Raw genomic sequence first — 23131 nt, forward strand, 5'->3', positions numbered from 1 at the left:
CCCCACAGGTCGCGGCTCCCACCGTTCCACGTTCACCCTCGTCCCGGCGCCTACGTTCGTCCCCGGAGGGATCCCGTTGCCGAGCAAGAAGTCCGCGCGTCTCGCCGCGCTCACCGTCGCCGCCCTGTCGGCGGCCTCCACCGTCGTCCTCGTCTCCCCCGCCCACGCGGCCGGTGTGAGCATCCATGACATCCAGGGCGCGACCCGGATATCCCCATACGCCGGTCAGAAGGTCGCGGATGTGGCCGGAATCGTCACCGGTGTGCGCACCTACGGCTCCTCCAAGGGGTTCTGGATCCAGGATCCGAACCCGGACGCCGACCCGGCCACCAGTGAGGGCGTGTTCGTCTTCACCAGCTCGACCCCGAAGGTCGCCGTCGGTGACGCCGTCACGGTCGCCGGCACGGTCTCGGAGTACGTCCCGGGCGGCACGTCGACCGGGAACCAGTCGCTGACCGAGATCACCAAGCCGACCGTCACGGTCGTCTCCAGCGGCAACGCGGTGCCCGCCGCCACGGTGATCGACGCGAGGTCGGTGCCGGCCGCGTACGCCCCGGCGGGCGACCCCGCCGCGGGCAACTCGATCAACGGCCCGACCCTGGAGCCGAAGAAGTACGCCCTGGACTTCTACGAGTCCCTTGAGGGCATGAACGTCAAGGTCGCCGACACCCGCGTGGTCGGGGCGAGCGACCCGTACACCGAGCTGTGGGTGACGGTGAAGCCGCGCGAGAACACCACCCGTCGCGGCGGCACCCTCTACGGCTCCTACACCTCGCAGAACACCGGACGGCTGCAGATCCAGTCGCTGGGCCCGACCTCGGCCTTCCCCGTCGCGAACGTCGGTGACGTCCTCACCGGCTCCACCGCGGGCCCGCTGGACTACAACCAGTTCGGCGGCTACACCCTGGTGGCGAACGAGCTCGGCACGCTGAAGAGCGCCGGTCTCGAGCGGGAGACCACGCAGAAGCAGAAGAACGGCGAGCTGGCGGTCGCGACCTACAACGTCGAGAACCTCGACCCGACCGACGCCACCTTCGAGGAGCACGCCTCCGCGATCGTGAACAACCTGAAGTCGCCCGACATCGTGTCCCTGGAGGAGATCCAGGACAACAACGGCGCGAAGGACGACGGCACGACCGCCGCCGACGTGACGGTGAACAAGCTGATCGACGCGATCGTCGCGGCGGGCGGCCCGAGGTACGAGTCGCGCTCGATCGACCCGACCAACGACACCGACGGCGGAGAGCCGGGCGGCAACATCCGCCAGGTGTTCCTCTTCAACCCGGAGCGGGTCTCCTTCACCGACCGCGCGGGCGGCGACGCCACCACGGCCGTCGGCGTGACGAGGACCCATGGGAAGGCCGCGCTGACGGTCTCCCCGGGCCGCGTCGACCCGACGAACACGGCCTGGAACAGCAGCCGCAAGCCGCTGGCCGGCGAGTTCGTCTTCCGTGGCCGCACGGTCTTCGTGATCGCCAACCACCTCAACTCCAAGGGCGGCGACTACGGTCTGACCTCGGCGACCCAGCCGGTCCCACGCAGCTCGGAGATCCAGCGCCACCAGCAGGCGACGCTGGTCAACGCCTTCGTCAAGGACATCCTCGACGTCCAGAAGAACGCGGATGTCATCGCCCTCGGCGACATCAACGACTTCGAGTTCTCCGACACCGCGAAGATCCTGGAGGGCGACGGCGAGCTCTGGTCGGCGATCAAGTCGCTGCCGAAGAGCGAGCGTTACACCTACGACTACCAGGGCAACCAGCAGGTCCTGGACCAGATCCTGGTCAGTCCGTCGATCCGGCGCGGCTGCGACTTCGAGTACGACAGCGTGCACATCAACTCGGAGTTCCACGACCAGATCAGCGACCACGACCCGCAGGTGCTGCGCTTCAAGCCGTAGCTCCCCGAGTGTCAGGCCTGGTTGAACACCCCGTTCAGCCAGGCCTGCCACTCGCTCTCGCACTCCTTGATGTCGGTGTCCGGTGCGAAGTCGTGCAGGGAGATCCCGACCGGGTGACCCCAGTGGTTGCGGCCGAAGACGCGGGTGAGGCCCCTCTCGGTGCGCAGTCCGATGAAGTACGGGTTGCGGAAGTCGACCACGGCGTCGAAGGTGTCCGGCCCGTGGACCGTCACGCGGGTACCGGCGGCCACGTCCTCGCCGACGCCGAGCGCCCGCCCCACTGCGGCGAGGGCGTCCGGGGCCTTGGACGCCTCGGGTCCGTCGAAGGTCGCGAAGGCGGCCGGGCGGGGCGCGAAGTGGGTCAGGTACTCGCGCAGCGTGTGCAGATAGAAGTCGGTGTGCTTGGCGGCGCCGTCGTACTGGTTGTCCCAGTCGTCGACGAAGATCCCGCTGTGCACGTACCGCACCCAGGCCCGCCGGCCCTCGTCGCGGGGTTCGACGGTGTAGTCGAGCTGGTTGAGGGTCTGCTCGGAGATGCCGTCGACGTTCTCGACGCGGTTGGTGTAGTGGTGCGGCGGGTCCCAGGCGACGACCTTGGAGCCGAAGGGGCCGGTGCCGCCGACGCGGGGCTCGGGCGGTTCCATCGGCCACAGATAGCCGCCGGTTCCGGTGGTGATCGCCTCCCACACCTGCTCGGGGGTGGCGTCGACCTCGAACTCGCGCGCGATCTCGAACTCTTTGGACATGATCTACTCCAACTCGGTCTGTTTCAACGTGGGATGGACGGCCACCACGATGCGGTGGTCTCGGCCCCCCTCGGCGTCCGGGGCGTCGTACTTGCGGATCAGGCCGGTGACTCCGGCCGTCAACTCCTCGATGAACGCGGCCCGTTCGGCGGCGGAGGCGAAGCGCACCTCGCCGTCCAGCGCGTACGTCGCCAGCCGCTGGCGGGCCTTCGCCGCGCCGGTGATCAGCGAGCCGACGTCCCGCACCAGCCGGGCGCCCAGCGCCAGCAGCCAGCGCGAGGAGAGCTGGTCGCGGAAGCGGTCCGGGTCGGGCTGCACGGCGGCGAGGGCGAGCGGTGAGATCACGTACGACGCCGCGGTCGCCTGCATCAGCCGCTCGGTGACATTGCCCTTGCGGCGCTCCCCGGCGAGCTCGACCAGGCCGTGCCGCTCCAGCGCCTTCAGGTGGTAGTTCACCTTCTGTCTGGGCAGCCCGACCTTGCCTGCCAGCATGGCGGCCGACGCGGGGCCGGCCGCCAGCTCGGCGAGCAGCCTCGCCCGTATGGGGTCCAGGGAGACGGCTGCGGCCTCGGGGTCCTCGATCACGGTGACGTCCAGCATGGGTCCACCGTCTCACCGAACACTTTTTTTGTCCAGACGGTTCGAGTTTTCGGCTGGCGGCCTAGCCGGGAACCAGCCCGAGAGCGTGGTCGTACCTGCTGACCGTGGTGCTCTTCAACCCCGGCCAGGTCTGCACGCGCTCCCACCGGTCCGAGGCCGAGCCGATCCCCTCTCCCGGCGCGGCGAGCGCGTCGAGATGGGCCTGGGCGCTCTCCCACTCGGCGTAGTTGAGGACGCGGGTGCCGTCGGTGCTGAGGTGGAAGTGGGCGCTGATACCGCCGGGGTGCGGGTTCGGCTCGTTCTCCAGCGCGTCGAGGACGGCGTCCACCCAGGCGCGCTGCCGGCCGGGGTCGGGTCCGTCGAACTCGACGTCGACGATCACGATGCAGCCGGGGACGCGCGGATCACCATCCCGGGCGGCGCTGCGGTAGCGCCGGTAGCGGCCGAGGCCGAGGCGCTCGATGTCCGGAACGGCGGTGTCGATCTCGTCCACCCGCTCCTGCCGGTGCGTCTTGACGAAGGCCTCGTAGGCCTGCTCGCTCGCCCACTGCGAGTAGTGCATCAGGGTGGCGGTGTCGTGCCCCCTGTAGAGGTGATGGCCGAGCAGGCCGTCGGCGGGCCAGGGCCGCCGCTCCCAGACGGCGGCGACGGCCTCGACGGTCTGCCGCTGGCGCAGGGGGGTGCCCACCCGCCAGTGACTGAAGAAGGGGGCACCGACGCGAGGGTCGGTCAGGTCGGGGTGGGTGTCGGTACGACGTGTCATACCGACCACCCTTCGACCTCAACCAGGATTGAGGTCAAGTCGGCGATTCGGGGGGTGGTTTCGGGAGACCCGCCACGGCATGGACGAGCAGGCCGACGACCAGCCGAAAAGCCCCTCCAAGTTGCCCGCGCGATCCTGGCGTGCGGTGCTGCGGCGCACCGGGAAGGAGTTGCTGGACGACGAACTCGCGGACCGCGCGGCGGCGTTGACGTACTACGGCGTCCTGTCGCTGTTCCCCGCCCTGCTGGTGATGGTCTCCCTGCTGGGCGTGGTGGGACAGCGTGCCACGGACAAGATCCTGGACAACATCGGGGATCTCGCGCCGGGTCCGGCCCGGGACATCCTGCGGGACGCGGTGGTCCAGCTCGGCGACAGCGGCGGCACGGGCAGCGTGCTCGCGATCGTCGGCCTGCTCGCCGCGCTGTGGTCGGCGTCCGGGTACGTCGCCGCGTTCATCCGTACGTCCAACGCGGTGTACGACCTTCCCGAGGGGCGTCCGGTGTGGAAGCTGACGCCGCTGCGGCTGGCGCTGACCGTGACCTTGATGCTGATGCTGGCGGCGAGCGCGCTGATCGTGGTGTTCACGGGTCCGCTGGCCGAACGGGCGGGCAGGGCGGTGGGGTTGGGCGACGCGGCGATCGCGCTCTGGGGCGTGGCCAAGTGGCCGGTGCTGCTGCTCCTGGTCGTCCTGATGATCGGGCTGCTGTACTGGGCGGCCCCCAACGTCCGCGGCCGCGGCTTCCTCTGGGTCTCGCCGGGCAGTGTCCTCGCCACCCTGGTCTGGCTCGCTGCCTCCGCGGGCTTCGCGCTCTACGCGGCCAACTTCGGTTCCTACAACAAGACGTACGGCACCCTCGCCGGCGCCATCGTCTTCCTGGTGTGGCTCTGGCTGACGAACCTGGCAATCCTGCTGGGCCTGGAGTTCGACGCGGAACTGACCCGGGAGCGGGCGATCGTCTCCGGCGAGGCCGAGCCGACTCAGGAGCCGTACGTGGAGCCCCGGGACACCCGGAAGTGGCCGCCGAGGCTGCGGGCGCGGGCGAACCGCGGGCGGTGACGGCACGCACAAGGCTGGGCGCGGGCCACCACCGCCCGCGCCCAGCCGTACGCACCGCTCACTTCTTGGGATACCGCCACGACACCACGACGACCGCGGCCAGGGCCGCGCCGACGATCAGCGCCGGCCCCGGATGCCGTACCGCGGCCATGACCAGGGGCCGGGCCGGCTGGGGCACGCTGCGCTCCGCCCTCCGCTCCAGCGCGGCACTCGTCTGTGAGGCCTTGCCCTGGGTGGCATGGCCCGCCTGCAGCGTGCGGTCCTGGACCTTGTGGCCGGACTTCACGGCCTTGTCCTGGACCTTGTGGCCGGACTTCACCGCTTTGTCCTGGACCTTGTGACCGGCTTGCGTGGCACGGTCGTGCACGGTGTGACCGGCCTGCGCGGCGCTGCTGCGCAGCTGCACGGTCATCGCGCCCGCCTTGTCCCTGAGGTCTGCCGCACGGGCCCGCGCGCGGCCCTTCACGTCCATCTTCCCTGCCAACTCCTCTACGGTGTCGCCGAGTTCGCTGCGGGTGCGCTCGATCTGGCGCCGCAGCTCGTCGGGTCCCTTGGCCCCCGTCACGGGGGGCTCGCTGCCCGTCCTGTCCGTCATCGGTGCGCCCTTTCCCTGATCTCCTCGACATCCGCCTTGACGCTGCCGAGGGCTTCCTCGGGCGTCGGAGGTGTGGCACGGCGCAGCTGAGCGCGGCCGGTGGCGGCGAGCACCCCCGCGATCACGAACAGCACAGCCGTCACTATCAGCGCCGAGGCCCACACCGACAGCACCAGGGAGAGGGCGGCGGTGGCCGTTCCGGCCAGGGCGAGCAGTCCTGCGTAGGCGAAGGCACCGGCGGCACCGAGCAGCCCACCGCCCTTGCCGGCCCGCCGGCCCTTCTCGGCCAGCTCTTCTTTCGCGAGGGCGACTTCCTGCCGTACCAGCCGGGAGACCTGTTCGGTGGCCTGGCCGACGAGTTCGCCCACCGAGTGATGTTCGTCGTGCACCGGCCTGGGGGCCGTGGTTCCGGTCACGGTGTTCCGCCTCCTCTCGGTCGGAACTCCCGGGTACCCGGCCCGGCCCCCACTACCCCTGCGGACCGCCGTCCGGGCCACGCTGTCCGAGCCGGGCCAGCTGGGTCTGGAACCAGTCGAGCCTGGCCTGCAGCAGGGCCGCCTCGGCGGCGAGTTCGGGCACCCCGAGACCCTCGGGCAGGCCGGGATCACCTTGCGTGAGCACGGTGGCCGGCCGTGCCACCACCCGCAGCCGCTCTCCGGCCAGCCGCGCGAACCCGGCGAGCGAGACGGCCGTACGACCGCGCAGGCAGCCCGCGCACGAGGGCGCCAGGGCCCGCCAGCCGGGTCTGCCCCAGTCGGCGTCGGCGAGGGCCGCCGCGACCGTGCCGCAGGCGCAGGGTCCGACGGTGGCGGTCCGCACCCGCTGGCGGGCGTAGCGGAAGCCGCGCTCGAAGCGGAGGTAGCGGCCGAGGACCAGGACGTCGAGGAGGACGGCCGTACGGTGCTCGGCCGTGCACAGCAGCGCCTCGGCCGCCGCGCGGTCGTGCACGCAGTGGAAGCCGCAGTCGCAGCGACGGTTCGGTGCCCGGTGCCGCAGGCCGTAGACGCAGGACGCGTCGGCCAGGACTCCGTACGGCAGCGCGCCGCCGAGCGACACACCGGTGAACCCGGCCCGGGTGCCGTCCTGGGACAGCACCGGGTGGGCGATCTTGTATCCGGTCGGCGGCTCCGTCGGGCGTTCCTCCGGAAGCCGCAGTCTCATCGGGCCGCCGGAACCTCTTCGGGAGCCTTCAGCTCCTTGATCTCCTCGGGGAGCTCGAGCTCCTCTTCGTGGATCTCCGGCCGCTCTTCCGCGACTCCGGTGGCGAGTGCCTTGCCGAGCTTCATGACGCCTCCAGGACCAGGGGTCGTGCACCGTCCTGACCATGGTGACCCATCCGGGCCCGATTTGGACATAGGGCCTTTTCGCAGCATCGCTTACCGGTACACCGTAGAAGAATTAAGTGGAGCTTCACGGTTGGTCTGCCGAGACTACGCGTATGACGACAACCGCCCCGCCCTTCGGCCGCGCCCTCTGCGCCATGATCACCCCCTTCACCGAGGAGGGCTCGCTCGATCTCGACGGCGCTCAGGAGCTGGCCGCGCGGCTGGTGGCCCAGGGCTGTGACGGTCTCGTGCTGTCCGGCACGACGGGCGAGTCGCCGACCACGACGGACGCCGAGAAGGCGGCACTGGTGACGGCGGTGCGCGAGGCGGTGGGCGAGCGGGCGTCGGTCGTGGCGGGGGTGGGCACCTTCGACACCCGGCACACCGTGGAGCTGACCCACTCGGCCGAAAAGGCGGGCGCGGACGGGGTGTTGGTGGTCAGCCCCTACTACAGCAGGCCGCCGCAGGACGCGCTGGAGGCGCACTTCCGGGAGATCGCGGACGCCTCCGGGCTGCCCGTCATGCTCTACGACATCCCGGGCCGCACCGGCACCCGCATCGAGCCGGAGACGATGATCCGGCTCGCCGGGCATCCCCGGATCGTCGCGGTCAAGGACTGCTCCTACGATTTTCTCGGCACCCAAAAGGTCCTGAACCGCACGGAGTTGGCGTACTACGCGGGCTGCGACGAGCACATCCTCGCCCTGTACGCGGTGGGTGCGGCGGGCTACGTCAGCACGGTGGCCAACGTGGTCCCGGCCCAACTCCGCGCGATCCTGGACACGTTCGAGGCGGGCGACACCCCCGTGTCCGCCCGCCTCCAACAACGGGCCACGCCGCTGATCGAGGCGATGATGTCGGCGGGCCTGCCCGGCACGGTCACTGCCAAGGCCCTCCTGCACGCGCTCGGTCTGCCCGCGGGCCCGGTCCGCGCCCCGCTGCGGCCCGCCGGCCGGGAGGCGGCCGACGGGCTGCTGGCGGAGTACGAACGACTCGTGGCCGCCTGATCAGGGCTGCGCGAAGATCGGCTCCCAGCGTCCGGCGTCCCCGTCGTTGCCCGCACGGAAGCCGCTGAGCGGGACTTCCTTCTCGCCGCCGATGGTGACGAGCACGAGCCGCTGATGGAACTCGTTCTTGTCGTTCTTGCCGATGTCCCAGGCGATGAGCTGCTTGTTGCCCACCCAGGCGAGCAACTGCTGACCGCGCACCTCGGTCGTGTCACCGCTGGCGGCGTCGACGATCCAGGAGGAGGTCTTCCACTTCTTGCCCGCGAACTCACCGGCGACGAGGCTGCCGTCCGGCGACTTCCCCGCGTCCACGTACCACTCCAGGTGCTTGTCCTTCGCCGGTGTGGGGACCTTGTTGCCCCTGAGGTCCCAGAACTCCTTGCCGATGTCCCCCATGGGGTTCCCGGACCAGACGTGCAGGCCGTCGTCGGTGAGGGCGAAGTCCTGGCGGGAGTTGAGGACGGAACCCCCGAGCTTGCCGTCGTCGGAGGCGAGTTTCACCTCGTTCCAGTCACCCTTCCCGGAGGCCACGTCGAGGACGTAGAAGCCGGTGCGGCTGGACGTCCACTCCGCGCTCCATTCGATGTCGCCCTGCGTCCTGACCCGCAGATCGGGGTTCTTGGTGTACGTAGTCGCGACCAGCTTGCGGCCGTCTCGGGAGAAGGCGAGCCCGCCGACCCCGTGCTCGACCGGGATCCACCGCTCGACCTTGCCGGTGGTCAGGTCGAGCAGGCCGATCCGCGAGGCGGGCAGGTCCGGTTCGAGGACGGCGGCGGTCTTCCCGCCGGGCGCGACGGCGACCCAGGACCAGTCCACGGTCTTGGCGTACCTGCCGGTCTTCGGGTTCAGCAGGTGGTAGGTGCGCTGGTAGACGGCGGTCTCCGCGGTCTTCTTGACCGTCTCCGGGACGAAGTACCCGGCCAGGGTCGTGCCTCCGACGGAGATCTCCTCGCGCGGTGGCGACTGGTCGGGGTGGGCCCTGGTCTTCTTCTCCACCACGACGCCACCGCCACCCGAGGGCCGTACGTCGTGCTTTCCGGAGTCCAGCAGCGGCACCCCGACCCCGACGGCGACCACGGCCACCGTGACGACCGCGGCGGCCGTGATCCTGTGGGTACGGCGGCGGCGCCTGACGGCGAGCACCCGGTCGGCGAACCCCGCTGCCACCGGGGGCTGCTCGGCGGCCTGCTCGCGCAGTGCGTCGCGCACGATGTCGTCGACGTTCACTGACGCACCTCCACGGGCGAGTAGTCACGGGACTCGAGCAGCTCGGCCTGGGCGGGCCCGAGGGCGGCCAGTTCGGGCGCGAGCTGACGCAGCCGGGCCAGCGAACGGTGGGTGGTGGACCGTACGGTGCCGACGGAGCAGCCGAGCAGCCGGGCCACGTCGGCCTCCGGCAGGTCCTCGAAGTAGCGCAACACCAGCACGGTGCGCTGGCGGGCGGTGAGCCGGGACAGGGCCTCGCGCATCACCAGGCGCAGTTCGGCCGCGGCGGCGGTGTCGGCGCCGGGCTCGCCGGTGCCCGCTGGTTCGGGCGGCTCGGCGACACTGACCTCCCGGCGGGGCCACTTCAGCCGCCAGCGGCTGACCTGCTGGCGGTAGAGGACCTGCCGTACATAGGCCTCGGGTTCGTCGATCTTCTGCCACCGTCCGGCCGTCTTGACCAGGGCGTTCTGCAACAGGTCCTCACCGGCGTGCTGGTCTCCCCCGCACAGCAGCACAGCGGTCTTCAGCAGGGCGGACGACCTGCTGTCCACGAAGTCCCGGAAACTCTCCAGCCCTTCGGCATTCATCGTCACCTTCTCTTCCCCGGCGACGCCTGTGCGCCACCCCTCCGACCCTTGTGACGCGTGCCGCGGCCCGCCGCTATGCCACCACCACGAAAAAAGTCGCCGCAGCGGAATCGGATTCCGCTACGGCGACTTCCGCACAGGGTCGCGGGTCAGTTCCAGGAGTACCCGTCGCCGATCAGCAGCAGGTGCTCCAGCACGTCCTCCATCGGATCGTCCACCTGGCCGACGTTGACCAGGCCGACCCGGGGGCCGTTGTGCGAGGCGGTGTTGGTCTCGTCGGCGTGCGCGCTGCCGACGGGCACGAGACATACCGTCGCCAGGACCGTCAGCCCGCGCGCGACGGCCCTCTTCCGCACATTCCTCATCGCTCGACCCCTCGTTCGTCGTTTCGGTGTCTGATCGGACTCTGCGTCCATCCGTTCATCTGCCGAAACGCCTCCGAGGTCACGCGCAGTAACCCGTAAGTGATCTTCGTCTGTGCCGGGGCGGCTCAGTTGTGGCTGTGCAGGATGTCGTTCAGGCCGCCCCAGACCGCGTTGTTCGGGCGGGCCTCGACCGTGCCGGTGACCGAGTTGCGGCGGTAGAGGATGTTCGAGGCGCCGCTCAGCTCACGGGCCTTGACGATCTGGCCGTCGGGCATGGTGACCCGGGTGCCGGCGGTGACGTAGAGACCGGCCTCGACGACGCACTCGTCGCCGAGCGCGATGCCGACGCCCGCCTCGGCGCCGATCAGGCAGCGCTCACCGATGGTGATGCGGACGTTGCCGCCGCCGGAGAGCGTGCCCATGGTGGAGGCGCCGCCGCCGATGTCCGAGCCGTCGCCGACCACGACACCGGCGGAGATGCGGCCCTCGACCATCGACGTGCCGAGCGTGCCCGCGTTGAAGTTGACGAAGCCCTCGTGCATGACGGTGGTGCCCGCGGCGAGGTGCGCGCCGAGGCGGACCCGGTCGGCGTCGGCGATCCGGACGCCCTTGGGGGCCACGTAGTCCGTCATGCGGGGGAACTTGTCGACGGACGTCACCTGGAGGTGCAGCCCCTCGGCGCGGGCGTTGAGCCGCACCTTCTCGATGTCGTCCACGGCGACCGGGCCGAGCGAGGTCCAGGCGACGTTCGCGAGGAAGCCGAACTGGCCCTCCAGGGAGAGGCCGTGCGGCTGCACCAGGCGGTGCGAGAGGAGGTGCAGGCGCAGGTAGACGTCGTGCGCGTCGGTCGGCTTCTCGTCGAGCGAGGCGATGACCGTACGGACCGCGATCACCTCGACGCCACGGCGGGCGTCCGGGCCGATCGCCTTGGCGGCGCCTTCGCCGAGCAGTTCGACGGCCTTCTCGGCCGACAGCCGCTCGGTGCCGGCGGGGCCGGGCTCGGCCGAGAGCTCGGGGGCGGGGAACCAGGTGTCGAGTACGGTGCCGTCGGCGGCGACGGTGGCGAGGCCTGCGGCGATGGCGCCGGTGGTGCGAGGAGCAGTCGTGTCGGTCATGAGGGCAACCTAACCGGCACAGGGCACGGGACGCGAACCCTGCGCGGGACGTCTCAGGGGTCGAGCGCCCCGACCACCGGACACCACCATCCGGGGCGGCGGGAACCACCGGCGGTCGATGGGGATCACCTGGGCCGGCGGGGACCACCGGCGGTCGATGGGGATCACCCCGGCCGACGGGATCTCCTGTGGTGGATGGAGTCACCCGGGTCGACGGCACCCCGCAGTCGTAAGGACCGGTGAGGCATCACCGGGGCCGGGCCGGGATCGCCCACGGTCGTGGAATGACCCCGGTCGCCGGGAACCACCCGCGGTCGTGGGGTCACCGGGGCCGACAAGTTCTCCTGCAGTCGGTGGAGATCACCCGAGCCCGCGGGGATCATCCGCACTCCTGGCAGTCACCCGCCGTCAGCCGGGATCACCCGTCCCAGTACCTCCCGCGCATAGCCCTCGTCGTACGGCGCACCGGTCAGCAGTACCTGTAGGCAGATTCCGTCGGACAGGGCGACCAGCGCGCGTGCCGTGACCGGGTCCGTGCGGTGGGCGAGGCGTTCGGCGAGGTCGTCGGCCCATTCGGCGGCGACGGGGCGCAGGGCGGGGCGGCGCAGGGCGGCGAGGTAGAGCTCGTACTCCAGCTCGACGCCCGTACGGTCGCCGCCGAGCCAGTCGCCGAGCACGCGGGCGAGGTCGGCCGCCAGGTCACCGCCGGGGTCGTCGAGGGCGCCGTGCGCGGCGACCGCCTTGGCGAAACCCTCGCTGGCCTGGCGCAACGCGGCGACCATCAGCTCGTCGAGGCTCTTGAAGTGGTAGGTCGTCGAACCGAGCGGCACATCGGCCTCGGCCGCGGCGCTGCGGTGACTGAGCCCCGCGAGCCCCTTCTCCCCCACGACCCGGATGGCCGCGTCGATGATCCGCTGCCGGCGCTCGGGATCGTGCCGCCGGGCCATCAGTGCGCCCCGCCCAGGTTCAGCACCACGACCCCCAGGATGATCAGCGCGATCCCGGCTGCCTTGGTGGCCGTCAGACCCTCCCCGAGGAAGACCATCCCGATGCCGACGATGGCCGCGGTGCCCACCCCGGCCCAGATCGCGTAGGCGGTGCCGACCGACACCGTCTTGAGCGTCTGGGCGAGCAGCGCGAAGGACAGGACGTACCCCAGCACGGTCAGCAGTGAGGGCCCGAGCCGGCTGAAGCCCTCGGTGTACTTCATGGCCGTGGTCGCTCCGACCTCGGCGGCGATGGCTCCGGCGAGCAGCAGGTATCCCATGTGTACAAGCGTACATAACGGAGGCCGAAAGCGGGCTCGCAGCCATCGCTCCGCAGCCGTTCTCCCAACAGGGCTGCGCCCCGTCGTATCTGATCGACCATCAGCCAGGAGCCCGCCGAGAGGGGAATGGCGAGGAATGTGGAAACCAGCCGGTTCAAAAGGCTGCTCGGGACCGCCGGTTACCACTAGTGTTCCCCCGGAACCACTTGTGTTTCACCATTCACATACCGCGCCACCACAGCAGCGGCACGTCGCCTCGCGCCGCGCCGGAGGAACAGCGCATGCCCGAAGACAAGTCCCGGCCGCCCCAGGAACGCCCCTGGGAGAACGGCTGGACGTTGGACACCTCCCGCACGCCCGGCACCCGACGGCTCTATCTCGCCGGGGCGTTGGCGGTGGTCACGATCATCGCCTGTGTGGCGGCGATAGCCGCCACGGACAACGAATCCGGCGAACCGTCGAAAACCGCGCGGGACGAGGGATCCGGCCTGATCTCCTTCTCCTCCCAGCCCCCCGCGGGGACCATGCCCCCGGCGGGCGACAGCGGCCTCTCGTCGGTGTCCCCCACTCCCCGGGGCCCCCAGCAGCAGGGAGCCGAGCCCACCGCCACGGTCACGGCCACCCCGAAGCCGCCCAAGTCAACGGCGTCCAAGGCCAGTTCCTCGAAGCCGCAGCCGTCCGTGACCTACCGCTCGGTCCGCTCGGTCAACTACCCGGCCCGGTACTGGCACGTGGACAACGGCTATGTGGGCCTGGACTCGGTCGGCGGCTCGGAGTTCCGCGAGGACGCCACCTTCACCCTGGTCAAGGGCCTGGCGAACAGCTCCTGTTACTCCTTCACCACACACGACGGCAAGTACCTGCGCCACCGCGACTTCGTCCTGCGGGCCGACCGCAACGACGGCTCCTCCCTCTTCAAGCAGGACGCCACGTTCTGCCCCCGGGACTCCTCCTACTCCGGGGCGAAAATGCTGGAGTCGGTCAACTACCCCGGCTACTTCCTCCGCCACCAGAACTTCGTGGTCCGCCTCGAACGCTTCGAGTACAGCTCCCAGTACCTGTCGGACTCCTCGTTCCAGCTGGTGGGCGGGCTGGCCTGAGCCGCGTATGAGCACAGCGAAGCGGCGGCACCCGGCAGGTGCCGCCGCTTTCCCGCGAACGGGGTCGCTCAGACGTTGAACCCGAGCGCCCGAAGCTGCTCCCGGCCGTCGTCCGTGATCTTGTCCGGCCCCCACGGCGGCATCCACACCCAGTTGATGCGGAGCTCGCTCACGAGGCCGTCCGTGGCGGACTTGGCCTGGTCCTCGATGACGTCCGTCAGCGGACAGGCCGCCGAGGTCAGGGTCATGTCGAGGGTCGCGATGTTCGCGTCGTCGATGTGGATGCCGTAGATCAGGCCGAGGTTGACGACGTCGATGCCCAGTTCGGGGTCGACGACGTCGTACAGCGCCTCGCGGACCTCTTCCTCCGAGGCCGGCTTCATCTCAACGGTCTCGCTCATGCCGTCTTCCTTTCGGCGTCGGCGTCGGCGCCGAGCGCCTGGGCCGTCGCGTCCTTCCATGCCATCCAGCTGAGGAGGGCGCACTTGACCCGGGCCGGGTACTTGGAGACACCGGCGAACGCGACCGCGTCCTCCAGCACCTCTTCCATCGCGTCGTCGGGCTCGATCCTGCCCTTCGACTGCATCAGTTCCAGGAAGGTCTCCTGGATCTTCTGCGCCTCCGCCAGGTCCTTGCCGACCAGCAGATCGTTCAGGACGGACGCGCTGGCCTGGCTGATCGAGCAGCCCTGGCCCTCGTACGAGACGTCCTCGATCGTCTTGCCGTCGTACTTCACACGGAGGGTGATCTCGTCGCCGCACGTCGGGTTCACATGGTGCACCTCGGCGTCGCCATCCCTCAGACCACGCCCGTGCGGGTGCTTGTAGTGGTCCAGGATGACTTCCTGGTACATCGAGTCCAGCTTCACGGTTTCAGCACGCCCTTCAGCCGAAGAAGTTCCGTACGTGCTCCAGCCCCTCGACCAGTGCGTCGATCTCGGCCGGCGTGGAGTACAGATAGAACGACGCTCGCGTGGTCGCGGGAATTCCGTACCGGAGGCAGACGGGCCGCGCGCAGTGGTGACCGACACGGACCGCGATGCCCTGTTCGTCGAGGACCTGGCCCACGTCGTGCGGGTGGATGTCGCCGAGCGTGAAGGAGATCGCCGCGCCCCGGTCCTCGGCCGTGGCCGGCCCGATGATCCTGAGGTCCGGGACCTCGGCGAGGCGCTTCACCGCGTACTCGGTGATCGCGTGCTCGTGGGCGAGGATCTTGTCCATGCCGATCGAGTTCAGATAGTCGATCGCGGCGCCCAGACCGACCGCCTGCGCGATCGGCGGCGTGCCCGCCTCGAACTTGTGCGGCGCCGGGGCGTACGTCGATGAGTGCATCGACACGGTCTCGATCATCTCGCCGCCGCCGAGGAACGGCGGCAGGTCCTCCAGGAGCTCCTGACGGCCCCAGAGCACGCCGATGCCGGTCGGACCGCACATCTTGTGACCAGTGAAGGCCACGAAGTCGGCCTGCAGAGCCTGTACGTCCAGCGGCATGTGCGGCGCGGCCTGCGAGGCGTCGATGCAGACCAGCGCGCCGACCTCCTGCGCGCGGCGCACTATCGCCTCGACCGGGTTGACGGTGCCCAGGATGTTGGACACCAGCACGAAGGAGACGATCTTCGTCTTCTCGGTGATGATCTCGTCGATGTTGGACAGGTCGAGCCGGCCGTCGTCGGTCAGGCCGAACCACTTCAGCTTCGCGCCCGTGCGCTGCGCGAGCAGCTGCCACGGCACGATGTTGGAGTGGTGCTCCATCTCCGTGATGACGATCTCGGTCTCGTGGTCCACGCGGTAGGGCTCGTCGGCCCAGCCCAGCATGTTCGCCACGAGGTTGAGCGACTCGGAGGCGTTCTTGGTGAAGATCACCTCGTCGCGGCTCGGCGCGTTGATGAAGGCGGCGACCTTGTCGCGCGCACCCTCGTACAGCGCCGTGGCCTCCTCGGCGAGCACATGCACACCGCGGTGGACGTTGGCGTTGTAGCGCTCGTAGTACTCGTTCAGGGCGTCGAGCACCTGGCGCGGCTTCTGCGAGGTCGCCGCGTTGTCCAGGTACACGAGCTTCCGGCCGTCGTGGACCTGGCGGTCCAGGATGGGGAAGTCCTTGCGGATCGCCTCGTCAAGTAGTTGAGATGTACTCGTGAGGAGGCCCGGCAGCTGTGTCACGCGGATACGCCACCCTTCGTGTATGCCTCGTAGCCCTCGTTCTCCAGCTTGTCGGCGAGCTCGGCGCCGCCGGACTCGACGATGCGACCGCCGGAGAAGACGTGGACGAAGTCGGGCTTGATGTAGCGCAGGATGCGCGTGTAGTGCGTGATCAGCAGGGTGCCGACCTCGCCGGTCTCACGGACGCGGTTGACGCCCTCGGAGACGACCCGCAGGGCGTCGACGTCGAGGCCGGAGTCCGTCTCGTCGAGGATCGCGATCTTCGGCTTGAGCAGCTCCAGCTGGAGGATCTCGTGGCGCTTCTTCTCACCGCCGGAGAAGCCCTCGTTGACGTTGCGCTCGGCGAAGGACGGGTCCATGGAGAGGCGCTCCATGGTCTCCTTGACCTCCTTCACCCAGGTGCGCAGCTTGGGGGCCTCGCCGCGGATGGCGGTGGCGGACGTACGGAGGAAGTTCGACACGGACACGCCGGGAACCTCGACCGGGTACTGCATCGCCAGGAACAGGCCCGCGCGGGCGCGCTCGTCGACGGACATCTCCAGGACGTCCTCGCCGTCGAGGGTGACGGTGCCGCCGGTGATGGTGTACTTCGGGTGACCCGCGAGCGAGTAGGCGAGCGTCGACTTGCCGGAGCCGTTGGGGCCCATGATGGCGTGCGTCTCGCCCTGCTTCACGGTCAGGTCGACGCCCTTGAGGATCTCCTTCGTGGCGTTGTCGGCCTCGACGGTGACGTGCAGGTCTCGGATTTCAAGCGTTGCCATGGATGCCTCAGGACTCCTGGGAAAGGGAGACGAACACGTCGTCCCCTTCGATCTTTACGGGGTATACGGGGACGGGGCGCGTCGCGGGAAGGCCGGACGGTTTGCCGGTGCGCAGGTCGAAGCTGGAACCGTGCAGCCAGCACTCGATCTGGCAGTCCTCCACCTCGCCCTCGGAGAGCGAGACGTTCGCGTGCGAGCAGATGTCGTGGATCGCGAAGACCTCGCCCGCGGTCTGCACGACCGAGACCGGCGTGCCGTCGAGTTCCACCCGCTTGGGGGTGTCCTCCTCCAGCTCGCTCAGTGCACAGGCGCGTACGAAGGCCATCAGACGGTGGCCTCCAGCTCCTCGTCGATCTTCACGAGAAGGCGCTCTTCGATGTCGTCGACGCCGATCTGCTGGACCAGCTCGGCGAAGAAGCCGCGGACGACGAGGCGCCGGGCCTCGTCGGCCGGGATGCCGCGGGCCATCAGATAGAAGAGCTGCTCGTCGTCGAAGCGGCCGGTCGCGCTCGCGTGGCCCGCTCCGACGATCTCGCCGGTCTCGATCTCGAGGTTCGGCACGGAGTCGACCCGGGCGCCGTCGGTGAGGACGAGGTTGCGGTTCATCTCGTACGTGTCCGTGCCCTCGGCCTTGGCCTCGATGAGCACGTCACCGATCCACACCGCGTGGGCGCCCTCGCCCTGGAGCGCGCCCTTGTAGGCGACGTTCGACTTGCAGTGCGGGGTGTTGTGGTCGACCAGGAGACGGTGCTCCTGGTGCTGACCGGCGTCCGTGAAGTACAGGCCGAACAGCTCGGCCTCGCCGCCGGAGCCGGCGTAGGCGACGCGCGGGTGCAGCCGCACGAGGTCGCCGCCGAAGGTGACCACGAACGACTTGAAGGTGGCGTCCCGGCCGATCAGCGCGTTGTGCTGCGCCACGTGCACGGCCTTGTCGTCCCAGTCCTGGACGGAGACGACGGTCAGCTTGGCGCCGTCACCGAGGACGTAGTCGACGTTGGCGGCGAGCACGGCGTCACCGGTGTGGTCGAGGACGACGACGGCCTCGGCGAAGGCTTCCAGCTCCACGACCTGGTGGGCGTAGGCGGTCCCGCCCTCGCCGTGCACGGCGATCCGGATCGGCTCGGTGAGCACCGTCTCCTTGGGGACGGTGATCACGCCGGCCTTCTCGAACGCCGAGTACGCCTGGGCGGCGATGCGGTCCACCGGGGTGCCGGCCCTGCCGAGCCGGGCGTCGTCGCGGCCGACGGTCTCGATCACGACGCCCTCGGGTGCCGTGATGTCGACCTTCACGCCGTCGCCGGTGGCGACCGCGGTGCCGTCGTGCAGCCCGCGCAGGCGCTCCAGCGGGGTAAACCGCCACTCCTCCTCGCGGCCGTGGGGGACCGGGAAGTCCGCCACGTCGAAGGACGGGGGCGCGCTCATGCGCGTGGCGACGGTCGACTCGGCGGCCACCGCGATCTGGCCCGCGGTGGTTGACCCCACCGGGATATTCGTAGCCTCAGCCATGGCTGTCGGTCTGCTCTCTTTCCTACGTCGGAATTCGCTAGCTGGTCGTGGTGGGGCGGGTCTTAACCGACCGCGCCTTCCATCTGCAGCTCGATCAGCCGGTTGAGTTCCAGCGCGTACTCCATCGGCAGCTCCTTCGCGATGGGCTCGACGAAGCCGCGCACGATCATCGCCATCGCCTCGAACTCGGAGAGACCACGGCTCATCAGGTAGAAGAGCTGGTCCTCGGAGACCTTGGAGACGGTCGCCTCGTGGCCCATGGACACGTCGTCCTCGCGGACGTCCACGTAGGGGTACGTGTCGGAGCGGGAGATGGTGTCGACGAGCAGCGCGTCGCACAGCACGTTGGACTTCGAGCCGTGCGCGCCCTCGCCGATCTCGACGAGACCGCGGTAGGACGTACGGCCGCCACCGCGCGCCACCGACTTGGAGACGATGTTGGAGGACGTGTTCGGCGCCATGTGGACCATCTTGGAGCCGGCGTCCTGGTGCTGGCCCTCGCCCGCGAAGGCGATGGACAGGGTCTCGCCCTTGGCGTGCTCGCCCATCAGGTAGACGGCCGGGTACTTCATCGTCACCTTGGAGCCGATGTTGCCGTCGATCCACTCCATGGTCGCGCCCTCGTACGCCACGGCGCGCTTGGTGACCAGGTTGTAGACGTTGTTCGACCAGTTCTGGATGGTCGTGTAACGGCAGCGGGCGTTCTTCTTGACGATGATCTCGACGACCGCGGAGTGCAGGGAGTCCGACTTGTAGATCGGGGCCGTACAACCCTCGACGTAGTGCACGTAGGCACCCTCGTCGACGATGATCAGCGTCCGCTCGAACTGGCCCATGTTCTCCGTGTTGATACGGAAGTAGGCCTGGAGCGGGATCTCCACGTGCACGCCCTTCGGCACGTAGATGAAGGAGCCGCCGGACCACACCGCGGTGTTCAGCGACGCGAACTTGTTGTCGCCGACCGGGATGACCGTGCCGAAGTACTCCTTGAAGAGCTCCGGGTGCTCCTTCAGGGCCGTGTCGGTGTCCAGGAAGATGACGCCCTGCTCCTCCAGGTCCTCGCGGATCTGGTGGTAGACGACCTCGGACTCGTACTGGGCCGCGACACCGGCGACGAGGCGCTGCTTCTCCGCCTCGGGGATGCCGAGCTTGTCGTACGTGTTCTTGATGTCCTCGGGCAGGTCCTCCCAGGACTCCGCCTGCTTCTCCGTGGAACGCACGAAGTACTTGATGTTGTCGAAGTCGATGCCGGAGAGGTCCGAGCCCCAGTTCGGCATGGGCTTCTTGCCGAACAGGCGCAGACCCTTGAGGCGGAGCTTGGTCATCCACTCCGGCTCGTTCTTCTTCGCGGAGATGTCGCGGACGACGTCCTCGTTGATACCGCGGCGCGCGGAAGCGCCGGCCGTGTCGGAGTCGGCCCAGCCGTATTCGTAGTTGCCCAGGCCCTCGAGCTCGGGGTGGGCAGTCTCCGTGGGGAGAGTCATGCGGGGTTCCTCCCGGCCGTGCTTGCAGATGCGTTATGAGACATGTGGGAAATCTTGGGGATGAACGTCGTGCAGACGCCGTCGCCGTGCGCGATGGTCGCCAGTCGCTGGACGTGCGTTCCGAGCAGCTGGGAGAAGATCTCGGTCTCCGCGTCACAGAGCTGGGGGAACTTCTCAGCGACATGGGCCACCGGGCAGTGGTGCTGGCAGAGCTGCTCGCCGACCGGTGCGCTCCGCGCCGTAGCAGCGTACCCGTCCGCGCTCAGGGCCTTGGCCAGGGCTTCGGTGCGCTCCTCGGGGGCGGCGGACTCGACGGCCTTGCGGTACTCCTCAGCCTGCGCTGCGATCCTCGCGCGTGCGAAGGCGACGATCGCCTCGTCCCCGCCGAACCGCTCCTGGATCCAGCTCAGGGCGTCCGCGGCGAGCTTGTCGTACGACTGGTCGAAGGCGTCCCGGCCGCAGTCGGTGAGCGCGAAGACCTTGGCGGGGCGGCCGCGTGTCCGCGCGCCGTACACCCGCTGCTCCCGCGCCTCGACGACCTCGTCGGCCGCCAGGGCGTCCAGATGGCGTCGTACGGCCGCATGGGTGAGTCCCAGCCGTCCGGCCAGCTCGGCGACGGTCGACGGGCCGTGGTCCAGGATGGATCGCGCGACGCGGTTGCGGGTGGACCGCTCACCGGTCGCGAGCTCCTCCTGAGGGGCCCCCGTGGGGGTCTCCCGAGCCTCGCCGACGTTTTTCACAACGCCATTGTTGCGTAATTCCTCAGGACCGGGCAAGCCGTGTCCCATCCGGTGGACGGTGCCCTGCATCACTTAGGTACTCCTAACCTGACCTGGGAGAACGATCTTTGATCGATCAAACCGGTGGCATCTCGCGGTCCTGTCAGGGACACTCCGGAACCATGCCGAAACCACCTCCCACCGGCCCACTTGTCACCCGCAGCACCCTCGCGGGGCAGCTGCGTGAGCTGGGTGTCCGCAGCGGCGAGATCCTCCTCGTGCACTCCTCACTGAGCGCCCTCGGCTGGGTCTGCGGAGGCCCGGTCGCGGTGGTCCAGGCACTGCTGGACGCCCTCGGCCCGGACGGCACCCTCGTGGTCCCCACCCAGACCGGCGATCTCTCCGACCCGGCGGTGTGGAGCAACCCGCCGGTGCCCGAGGAGTGGTGGCCCACGATCCGGGCGACCATGCCCGCCTACGACCCCCTCGTCACGCCCTCGCGCGGGGTCGGCGTGATCCCGGAGACGGTGCGCACCTGGCCGGGCGCCCGGCGCAGCGCGCACCCGCAGACCTCCTTCGCGGCGATAGGCCCCCGCGCGCACGCGGTCCTGGACGGCCACGCCCCAGACTGCCGCCTCGGCGAGCACAGCCCGCTGGCCCGCCTCGAGGCCCTCCACGCGCGCGTGCTGCTCCTCGGCGCGGGCTACGACACCTGCACGAGCTTCCATCTCGCCGAGTACCGCGTCCCGGCCCCACTGGTGCGGGTCGGCCGCCCGGGACCGGACGGATGGGAGGTGGTGACGGAGGTCTCGATCACTTCGGACCGCTTCGACGAACTGGGGTACGACTTCGAGCGGGACAGCGGCGTCGTCGTACGGGGAAAGGCGGGCGCGGCCGACACTCGGCTGTTCCCGGTGGCGGACGCCGTGCGGTACGCGCAGCGGTGGCTGACGCTGCATCGGTCACGCGAAGACATCCCCCGGAACGCCCTGAGCGGGGATCCGGGTGGAGATCCTGCACCCGCCCGTCTGCGGCGTGGGCGGCGAACCTAGACTCGGGCGCATGCGAAGTGAGCCCGTGGTCCAGGTCCACGCCCTGGTGAAGCGGTACGGCACGAAGACCGCTGTGGACGGCCTCGACCTGGTGACCCGGGCGGGCGTGACCGCCGTACTCGGGCCCAACGGCGCGGGAAAGACGACGACGGTCGAGACCTGCGAGGGATACCGGAAGCCGGACTCCGGCACGGTACGGGTCCTGGGCCTCGACCCGGTGCGGCAGGCCCGTGAGCTGCACCCGAGGATCGGCGTGATGCTGCAGTCCGGGGGCGTGTACTCGGGCGCCCGGGCCGACGAGATGCTGCGGCACGTGGCCAGGCTCCACGCACACCCGCTCGACGTGGACACGCTGATCGAGCGCCTGGGCCTCGGCGGCTGCGGCAGGACGACGTACCGGCGCCTGTCCGGAGGCCAGCAGCAGCGGCTGGCGCTCGCCATGGCCGTGGTCGGCCGCCCGGAGCTGGTGTTCCTGGACGAGCCGACCGCCGGCCTGGACCCACAGGCCCGCCGCTCGACCTGGGACCTGGTCCGCGACCTGCGCGCGGACGGCGTCTCGGTCATCCTCACCACGCACTACATGGACGAGGCGGAGCAGCTCGCCGACGACGTGGCGATCATCGACGGCGGCCGGGTCATCGCCCAGGGCAGCCCGGAGGAGCTGTGCCGGGGCGGCGCCGAGAACACCCTGCGCTTCATGGGCCGCCCCGGGCTCGACGTGGGCTCTCTCCTCAAGGCCCTCCCCGCCGACTGCTCAGCGGCGGAGCTGACCCCCGGCTCCTACCGGGTGGTCGGCAAGGTCAACCCGCAACTGCTGGCGACGGTGACGTCCTGGTGCGCCCAGCACGGCGTGATGCCGGAGAAGATCTCGGTGGAACGGCACACCCTGGAAGACGTGTTTCTGGAGCTCACGGGCAAGGAGTTGCGCTCATGACGTCGGCCCGCACAAGGATCTGCCGGGGGTCCGGGGGTCGTCCCCCGGGAAGACACAGCCTGGAACTGACGGGCAAGGAGCTGCGCGCGTGACGGCCACCGGTATGTACACCCCGAAGCCGGGCGCGGCACCGCTGGGGCGCATGATCGCGACCCAGGCGGTCCTGGAGACGAAGATGCTCCTGCGCAACGGCGAACAGCTCCTGCTGACGGTGGTGATCCCGACCCTGGTCCTGGTGCTGTTCAGCTCGGTGGACATCATCGACACCGACGAGGGCAAGGCGGTGGACTTCCTCACCCCCGGCGTCCTGGCCCTGGCGGTCATGTCGACGGCCTTCACGGGCCAGGCGATCGCGACCGGCTTCGAACGCCGATACGGCGTCCTGAAGCGCCTGGCCTCCTCCCCGCTCCCCCGCTGGGGCCTGATGACGGCGAAAACGGCGTCGGTCCTGGTGACGGAGATCCTCCAGGTGATCCTGCTGACGGTGATCGCCTTCACGCTGGGCTGGTCCCCGCACGGCAACCCGTTGTCCGTGCTGCTCCTGCTGATCCTGGGCACGGCGGCGTTCTCGGGTCTCGGCCTCCTGATGGCAGGCACCCTGAAGGCGGAGGCGACCCTGGCCGCGGCGAACCTGGTCTTTCTCCTGCTGCTGGTGGGCGGCGGAGTGATGGTCCCCCTGTCCAAGTTCCCTTCAGGCGCCCAGGACGTACTGGCCCTGCTGCCGATCACGGCCCTGTCGGACGGCCTGCGGGACGTGCTGCAGCACGGGGCCGGGATGCCGTGGGGCGACCTGGGGATTCTGGCGGTGTGGGCCGTGGCGGGCCTGGCCCTGGCCGGACGTTTCTTCCGCTGGGAGTAGGGGGCCCTCGTGAAAGCGTGCACA

General features: G+C 69.7%; 28 protein-coding genes. 7 read left to right on the forward strand and 21 right to left on the reverse strand.

What is annotated here, in order from left to right; all coding sequences use genetic code 11:
• Positions 1-76 precede the first annotated feature (76 nt).
• The gene (locus BFN33_RS28530; protein WP_069763018.1) at positions 77-1900 is read left to right on the forward strand and encodes an endonuclease/exonuclease/phosphatase family protein; all 1824 of its coding nucleotides are present in this window, start codon (positions 77-79) and stop codon (positions 1898-1900) included.
• An 11-nt stretch (positions 1901-1911) separates the two neighbouring features.
• Here BFN33_RS28530 and BFN33_RS28535 read toward each other — a convergent pair whose 3' ends face one another.
• The 3 genes from BFN33_RS28535 to BFN33_RS28545 form a co-directional block, all read right to left on the reverse strand.
• Complete coding sequence (locus BFN33_RS28535) at positions 1912-2646, reverse strand: SRPBCC domain-containing protein (RefSeq protein ID WP_069763019.1); 735 nt, start codon at positions 2644-2646, stop codon at positions 1912-1914.
• A 3-nt stretch (positions 2647-2649) separates the two neighbouring features.
• Positions 2650-3246, reverse strand: a complete 597-nt coding sequence (locus BFN33_RS28540) for a helix-turn-helix domain-containing protein (protein WP_069763020.1) — start codon at positions 3244-3246, stop codon at positions 2650-2652.
• Positions 3247-3307: 61 nt separating this feature from the next.
• Positions 3308-4009, reverse strand: coding sequence for an antibiotic biosynthesis monooxygenase (locus BFN33_RS28545; protein ID WP_069763275.1), 702 nt, complete (start codon positions 4007-4009; stop codon positions 3308-3310).
• A 79-nt stretch (positions 4010-4088) separates the two neighbouring features.
• On the opposite strand from BFN33_RS28545, the gene BFN33_RS28550 reads away from it, so the two are divergent.
• Positions 4089-5066 carry a YihY/virulence factor BrkB family protein gene (locus BFN33_RS28550; protein WP_069763021.1) on the forward strand — a complete coding sequence of 326 codons (978 nt, stop codon included), beginning with the start codon at positions 4089-4091 and terminating at the stop codon, positions 5064-5066.
• Positions 5067-5124: 58 nt separating this feature from the next.
• On the opposite strand, the gene BFN33_RS28555 is transcribed toward BFN33_RS28550, so the two are convergent.
• The 4 genes from BFN33_RS28555 to BFN33_RS54605 are packed head-to-tail and all read right to left on the reverse strand — an operon-like array spanning position 5125 to position 6947.
• Entirely contained in the window at positions 5125-5661 is a 537-nt protein-coding gene (locus BFN33_RS28555; RefSeq protein WP_069763022.1) for a DUF3618 domain-containing protein, read from the reverse strand.
• Positions 5658-6077, reverse strand: coding sequence for a phage holin family protein (locus BFN33_RS28560; protein WP_057618328.1), 420 nt, complete (start codon positions 6075-6077; stop codon positions 5658-5660). The genes BFN33_RS28555 and BFN33_RS28560 overlap by 4 nt, the downstream gene beginning before the upstream one ends.
• A 52-nt stretch (positions 6078-6129) precedes the next feature.
• Positions 6130-6822, reverse strand: a complete 693-nt coding sequence (locus BFN33_RS28565) for a hypothetical protein (protein ID WP_069763023.1) — start codon at positions 6820-6822, stop codon at positions 6130-6132.
• Entirely contained in the window at positions 6819-6947 is a 129-nt protein-coding gene (locus tag BFN33_RS54605) for a hypothetical protein (protein WP_256122893.1), read from the reverse strand. The genes BFN33_RS28565 and BFN33_RS54605 overlap by 4 nt, the downstream gene beginning before the upstream one ends.
• Before the next feature lie 152 nt (positions 6948-7099).
• Here BFN33_RS54605 and dapA point away from each other — a divergent pair, with 152 nt between their 5' ends.
• A complete protein-coding gene (dapA, locus tag BFN33_RS28570; protein WP_176742487.1) occupies positions 7100-7993 on the forward strand; it encodes a 4-hydroxy-tetrahydrodipicolinate synthase in 894 nt (297 codons plus the stop codon).
• Here the strand turns inward: dapA and BFN33_RS28575 are convergent, their stop codons facing one another.
• The 6 genes from BFN33_RS28575 to BFN33_RS28600 all read right to left on the reverse strand — a co-directional run bounded on the left by BFN33_RS28575 (position 7994) and on the right by BFN33_RS28600 (position 12533).
• Complete coding sequence (locus BFN33_RS28575) at positions 7994-9220, reverse strand: hypothetical protein (RefSeq protein WP_069763025.1); 1227 nt, start codon at positions 9218-9220, stop codon at positions 7994-7996.
• Positions 9217-9786, reverse strand: coding sequence for a SigE family RNA polymerase sigma factor (locus BFN33_RS28580; RefSeq protein WP_069763026.1), 570 nt, complete (start codon positions 9784-9786; stop codon positions 9217-9219). The genes BFN33_RS28575 and BFN33_RS28580 overlap by 4 nt, the downstream gene beginning before the upstream one ends.
• Before the next feature lie 149 nt (positions 9787-9935).
• Complete coding sequence (locus tag BFN33_RS28585) at positions 9936-10151, reverse strand: hypothetical protein (protein ID WP_059206192.1); 216 nt, start codon at positions 10149-10151, stop codon at positions 9936-9938.
• A 125-nt stretch (positions 10152-10276) separates the two neighbouring features.
• The gene (gene dapD, locus BFN33_RS28590) at positions 10277-11266 is read right to left on the reverse strand and encodes a 2,3,4,5-tetrahydropyridine-2,6-dicarboxylate N-succinyltransferase (protein WP_069763027.1); all 990 of its coding nucleotides are present in this window, start codon (positions 11264-11266) and stop codon (positions 10277-10279) included.
• 398 nt (positions 11267-11664) lie between these two features.
• Positions 11665-12213, reverse strand: a complete 549-nt coding sequence (locus BFN33_RS28595; RefSeq protein WP_069763028.1) for a TetR/AcrR family transcriptional regulator — start codon at positions 12211-12213, stop codon at positions 11665-11667.
• Positions 12213-12533 carry a multidrug efflux SMR transporter gene (locus BFN33_RS28600; RefSeq protein ID WP_069763029.1) on the reverse strand — a complete coding sequence of 107 codons (321 nt, stop codon included), beginning with the start codon at positions 12531-12533 and terminating at the stop codon, positions 12213-12215. Before BFN33_RS28600 ends, BFN33_RS28595 begins: the two co-directional genes overlap by 1 nt.
• A 281-nt stretch (positions 12534-12814) precedes the next feature.
• Here BFN33_RS28600 and BFN33_RS28605 point away from each other — a divergent pair, with 281 nt between their 5' ends.
• Positions 12815-13633: an AbfB domain-containing protein gene (locus tag BFN33_RS28605; protein ID WP_069763030.1), complete on the forward strand. Its 819-nt coding sequence runs from the start codon at positions 12815-12817 to the stop codon at positions 13631-13633.
• Positions 13634-13701: 68 nt separating this feature from the next.
• Here BFN33_RS28605 and BFN33_RS28610 read toward each other — a convergent pair whose 3' ends face one another.
• The 8 genes from BFN33_RS28610 to BFN33_RS28645 form a co-directional block, all read right to left on the reverse strand.
• On the reverse strand, positions 13702-14034 hold the full coding sequence (locus BFN33_RS28610) for a metal-sulfur cluster assembly factor (protein ID WP_028809645.1): 333 nt from the start codon (positions 14032-14034) through the stop codon (positions 13702-13704).
• Complete coding sequence (sufU, locus tag BFN33_RS28615; protein WP_057618337.1) at positions 14031-14501, reverse strand: Fe-S cluster assembly sulfur transfer protein SufU; 471 nt, start codon at positions 14499-14501, stop codon at positions 14031-14033. The genes BFN33_RS28610 and sufU overlap by 4 nt, the downstream gene beginning before the upstream one ends.
• 16 nt (positions 14502-14517) lie before the next feature.
• Positions 14518-15792: a cysteine desulfurase gene (locus BFN33_RS28620; protein WP_069763031.1), complete on the reverse strand. Its 1275-nt coding sequence runs from the start codon at positions 15790-15792 to the stop codon at positions 14518-14520.
• A complete protein-coding gene (gene sufC, locus BFN33_RS28625) occupies positions 15789-16553 on the reverse strand; it encodes a Fe-S cluster assembly ATPase SufC (protein WP_020121464.1) in 765 nt (254 codons plus the stop codon). Before sufC ends, BFN33_RS28620 begins: the two co-directional genes overlap by 4 nt.
• Before the next feature lie 7 nt (positions 16554-16560).
• Positions 16561-16878 carry a bifunctional 3-phenylpropionate/cinnamic acid dioxygenase ferredoxin subunit gene (locus BFN33_RS28630; RefSeq protein WP_069763032.1) on the reverse strand — a complete coding sequence of 106 codons (318 nt, stop codon included), beginning with the start codon at positions 16876-16878 and terminating at the stop codon, positions 16561-16563.
• Positions 16878-18059: a Fe-S cluster assembly protein SufD gene (gene sufD / locus BFN33_RS28635; RefSeq protein WP_069763033.1), complete on the reverse strand. Its 1182-nt coding sequence runs from the start codon at positions 18057-18059 to the stop codon at positions 16878-16880. The genes BFN33_RS28630 and sufD overlap by 1 nt, the downstream gene beginning before the upstream one ends.
• Before the next feature lie 62 nt (positions 18060-18121).
• Positions 18122-19543 (reverse strand): Fe-S cluster assembly protein SufB, encoded by a 1422-nt coding sequence (sufB, locus tag BFN33_RS28640; protein WP_069763034.1) that lies wholly within the window; start codon positions 19541-19543, stop codon positions 18122-18124.
• Positions 19540-20283 carry a metalloregulator ArsR/SmtB family transcription factor gene (locus tag BFN33_RS28645; protein ID WP_069763035.1) on the reverse strand — a complete coding sequence of 248 codons (744 nt, stop codon included), beginning with the start codon at positions 20281-20283 and terminating at the stop codon, positions 19540-19542. Before BFN33_RS28645 ends, sufB begins: the two co-directional genes overlap by 4 nt.
• A 161-nt stretch (positions 20284-20444) precedes the next feature.
• On the opposite strand from BFN33_RS28645, the gene BFN33_RS28650 reads away from it, so the two are divergent.
• From BFN33_RS28650 to BFN33_RS28660, 3 genes are all read left to right on the forward strand, one after another.
• A complete protein-coding gene (locus BFN33_RS28650; protein ID WP_069763036.1) occupies positions 20445-21314 on the forward strand; it encodes an aminoglycoside N(3)-acetyltransferase in 870 nt (289 codons plus the stop codon).
• A gap of 10 nt (positions 21315-21324) precedes the next feature.
• Entirely contained in the window at positions 21325-22248 is a 924-nt protein-coding gene (locus BFN33_RS28655) for an ABC transporter ATP-binding protein (protein ID WP_069763276.1), read from the forward strand.
• A gap of 88 nt (positions 22249-22336) precedes the next feature.
• On the forward strand, positions 22337-23107 hold the full coding sequence (locus BFN33_RS28660; protein WP_069763037.1) for an ABC transporter permease: 771 nt from the start codon (positions 22337-22339) through the stop codon (positions 23105-23107).
• The last annotated feature ends 24 nt before the right edge of the window (positions 23108-23131 follow it).

Origin of the sequence: Streptomyces sp. LUP47B (assembly GCF_001746295.1) — a bacterium.
GTDB lineage: Bacteria > Actinomycetota > Actinomycetes > Streptomycetales > Streptomycetaceae > Streptomyces.

Coding starts and splice junctions, on each gene's coding strand:
- BFN33_RS28535 (WP_069763019.1), bottom strand. CDS start 2,646: ATGTCCAAAGAGTTCGAGATCGCGCGCGAGTTCGAGGTCGACGCCACC.
- BFN33_RS28540 (WP_069763020.1), bottom strand. CDS start 3,246: ATGCTGGACGTCACCGTGATCGAGGACCCCGAGGCCGCAGCCGTCTCC.
- BFN33_RS28545 (WP_069763275.1), bottom strand. CDS start 4,009: ATGACACGTCGTACCGACACCCACCCCGACCTGACCGACCCTCGCGTC.
- BFN33_RS28550 (WP_069763021.1), top strand. CDS start 4,089: ATGGACGAGCAGGCCGACGACCAGCCGAAAAGCCCCTCCAAGTTGCCC.
- BFN33_RS28555 (WP_069763022.1), bottom strand. CDS start 5,661: ATGACGGACAGGACGGGCAGCGAGCCCCCCGTGACGGGGGCCAAGGGA.
- BFN33_RS28565 (WP_069763023.1), bottom strand. CDS start 6,822: ATGAGACTGCGGCTTCCGGAGGAACGCCCGACGGAGCCGCCGACCGGA.
- BFN33_RS54605 (WP_256122893.1), bottom strand. CDS start 6,947: ATGAAGCTCGGCAAGGCACTCGCCACCGGAGTCGCGGAAGAGCGGCCG.
- dapA (WP_176742487.1), top strand. CDS start 7,100: ATGACGACAACCGCCCCGCCCTTCGGCCGCGCCCTCTGCGCCATGATC.
- BFN33_RS28580 (WP_069763026.1), bottom strand. CDS start 9,786: ATGAATGCCGAAGGGCTGGAGAGTTTCCGGGACTTCGTGGACAGCAGG.
- BFN33_RS28585 (WP_059206192.1), bottom strand. CDS start 10,151: ATGAGGAATGTGCGGAAGAGGGCCGTCGCGCGCGGGCTGACGGTCCTG.
- dapD (WP_069763027.1), bottom strand. CDS start 11,266: ATGACCGACACGACTGCTCCTCGCACCACCGGCGCCATCGCCGCAGGC.
- BFN33_RS28595 (WP_069763028.1), bottom strand. CDS start 12,213: ATGGCCCGGCGGCACGATCCCGAGCGCCGGCAGCGGATCATCGACGCG.
- BFN33_RS28600 (WP_069763029.1), bottom strand. CDS start 12,533: ATGGGATACCTGCTGCTCGCCGGAGCCATCGCCGCCGAGGTCGGAGCG.
- BFN33_RS28605 (WP_069763030.1), top strand. CDS start 12,815: ATGCCCGAAGACAAGTCCCGGCCGCCCCAGGAACGCCCCTGGGAGAAC.
- BFN33_RS28610 (WP_028809645.1), bottom strand. CDS start 14,034: ATGAGCGAGACCGTTGAGATGAAGCCGGCCTCGGAGGAAGAGGTCCGC.
- sufC (WP_020121464.1), bottom strand. CDS start 16,553: ATGGCAACGCTTGAAATCCGAGACCTGCACGTCACCGTCGAGGCCGAC.
- BFN33_RS28630 (WP_069763032.1), bottom strand. CDS start 16,878: ATGGCCTTCGTACGCGCCTGTGCACTGAGCGAGCTGGAGGAGGACACC.
- sufD (WP_069763033.1), bottom strand. CDS start 18,059: ATGGCTGAGGCTACGAATATCCCGGTGGGGTCAACCACCGCGGGCCAG.
- sufB (WP_069763034.1), bottom strand. CDS start 19,543: ATGACTCTCCCCACGGAGACTGCCCACCCCGAGCTCGAGGGCCTGGGC.
- BFN33_RS28650 (WP_069763036.1), top strand. CDS start 20,445: ATGCCGAAACCACCTCCCACCGGCCCACTTGTCACCCGCAGCACCCTC.
- BFN33_RS28655 (WP_069763276.1), top strand. CDS start 21,325: ATGCGAAGTGAGCCCGTGGTCCAGGTCCACGCCCTGGTGAAGCGGTAC.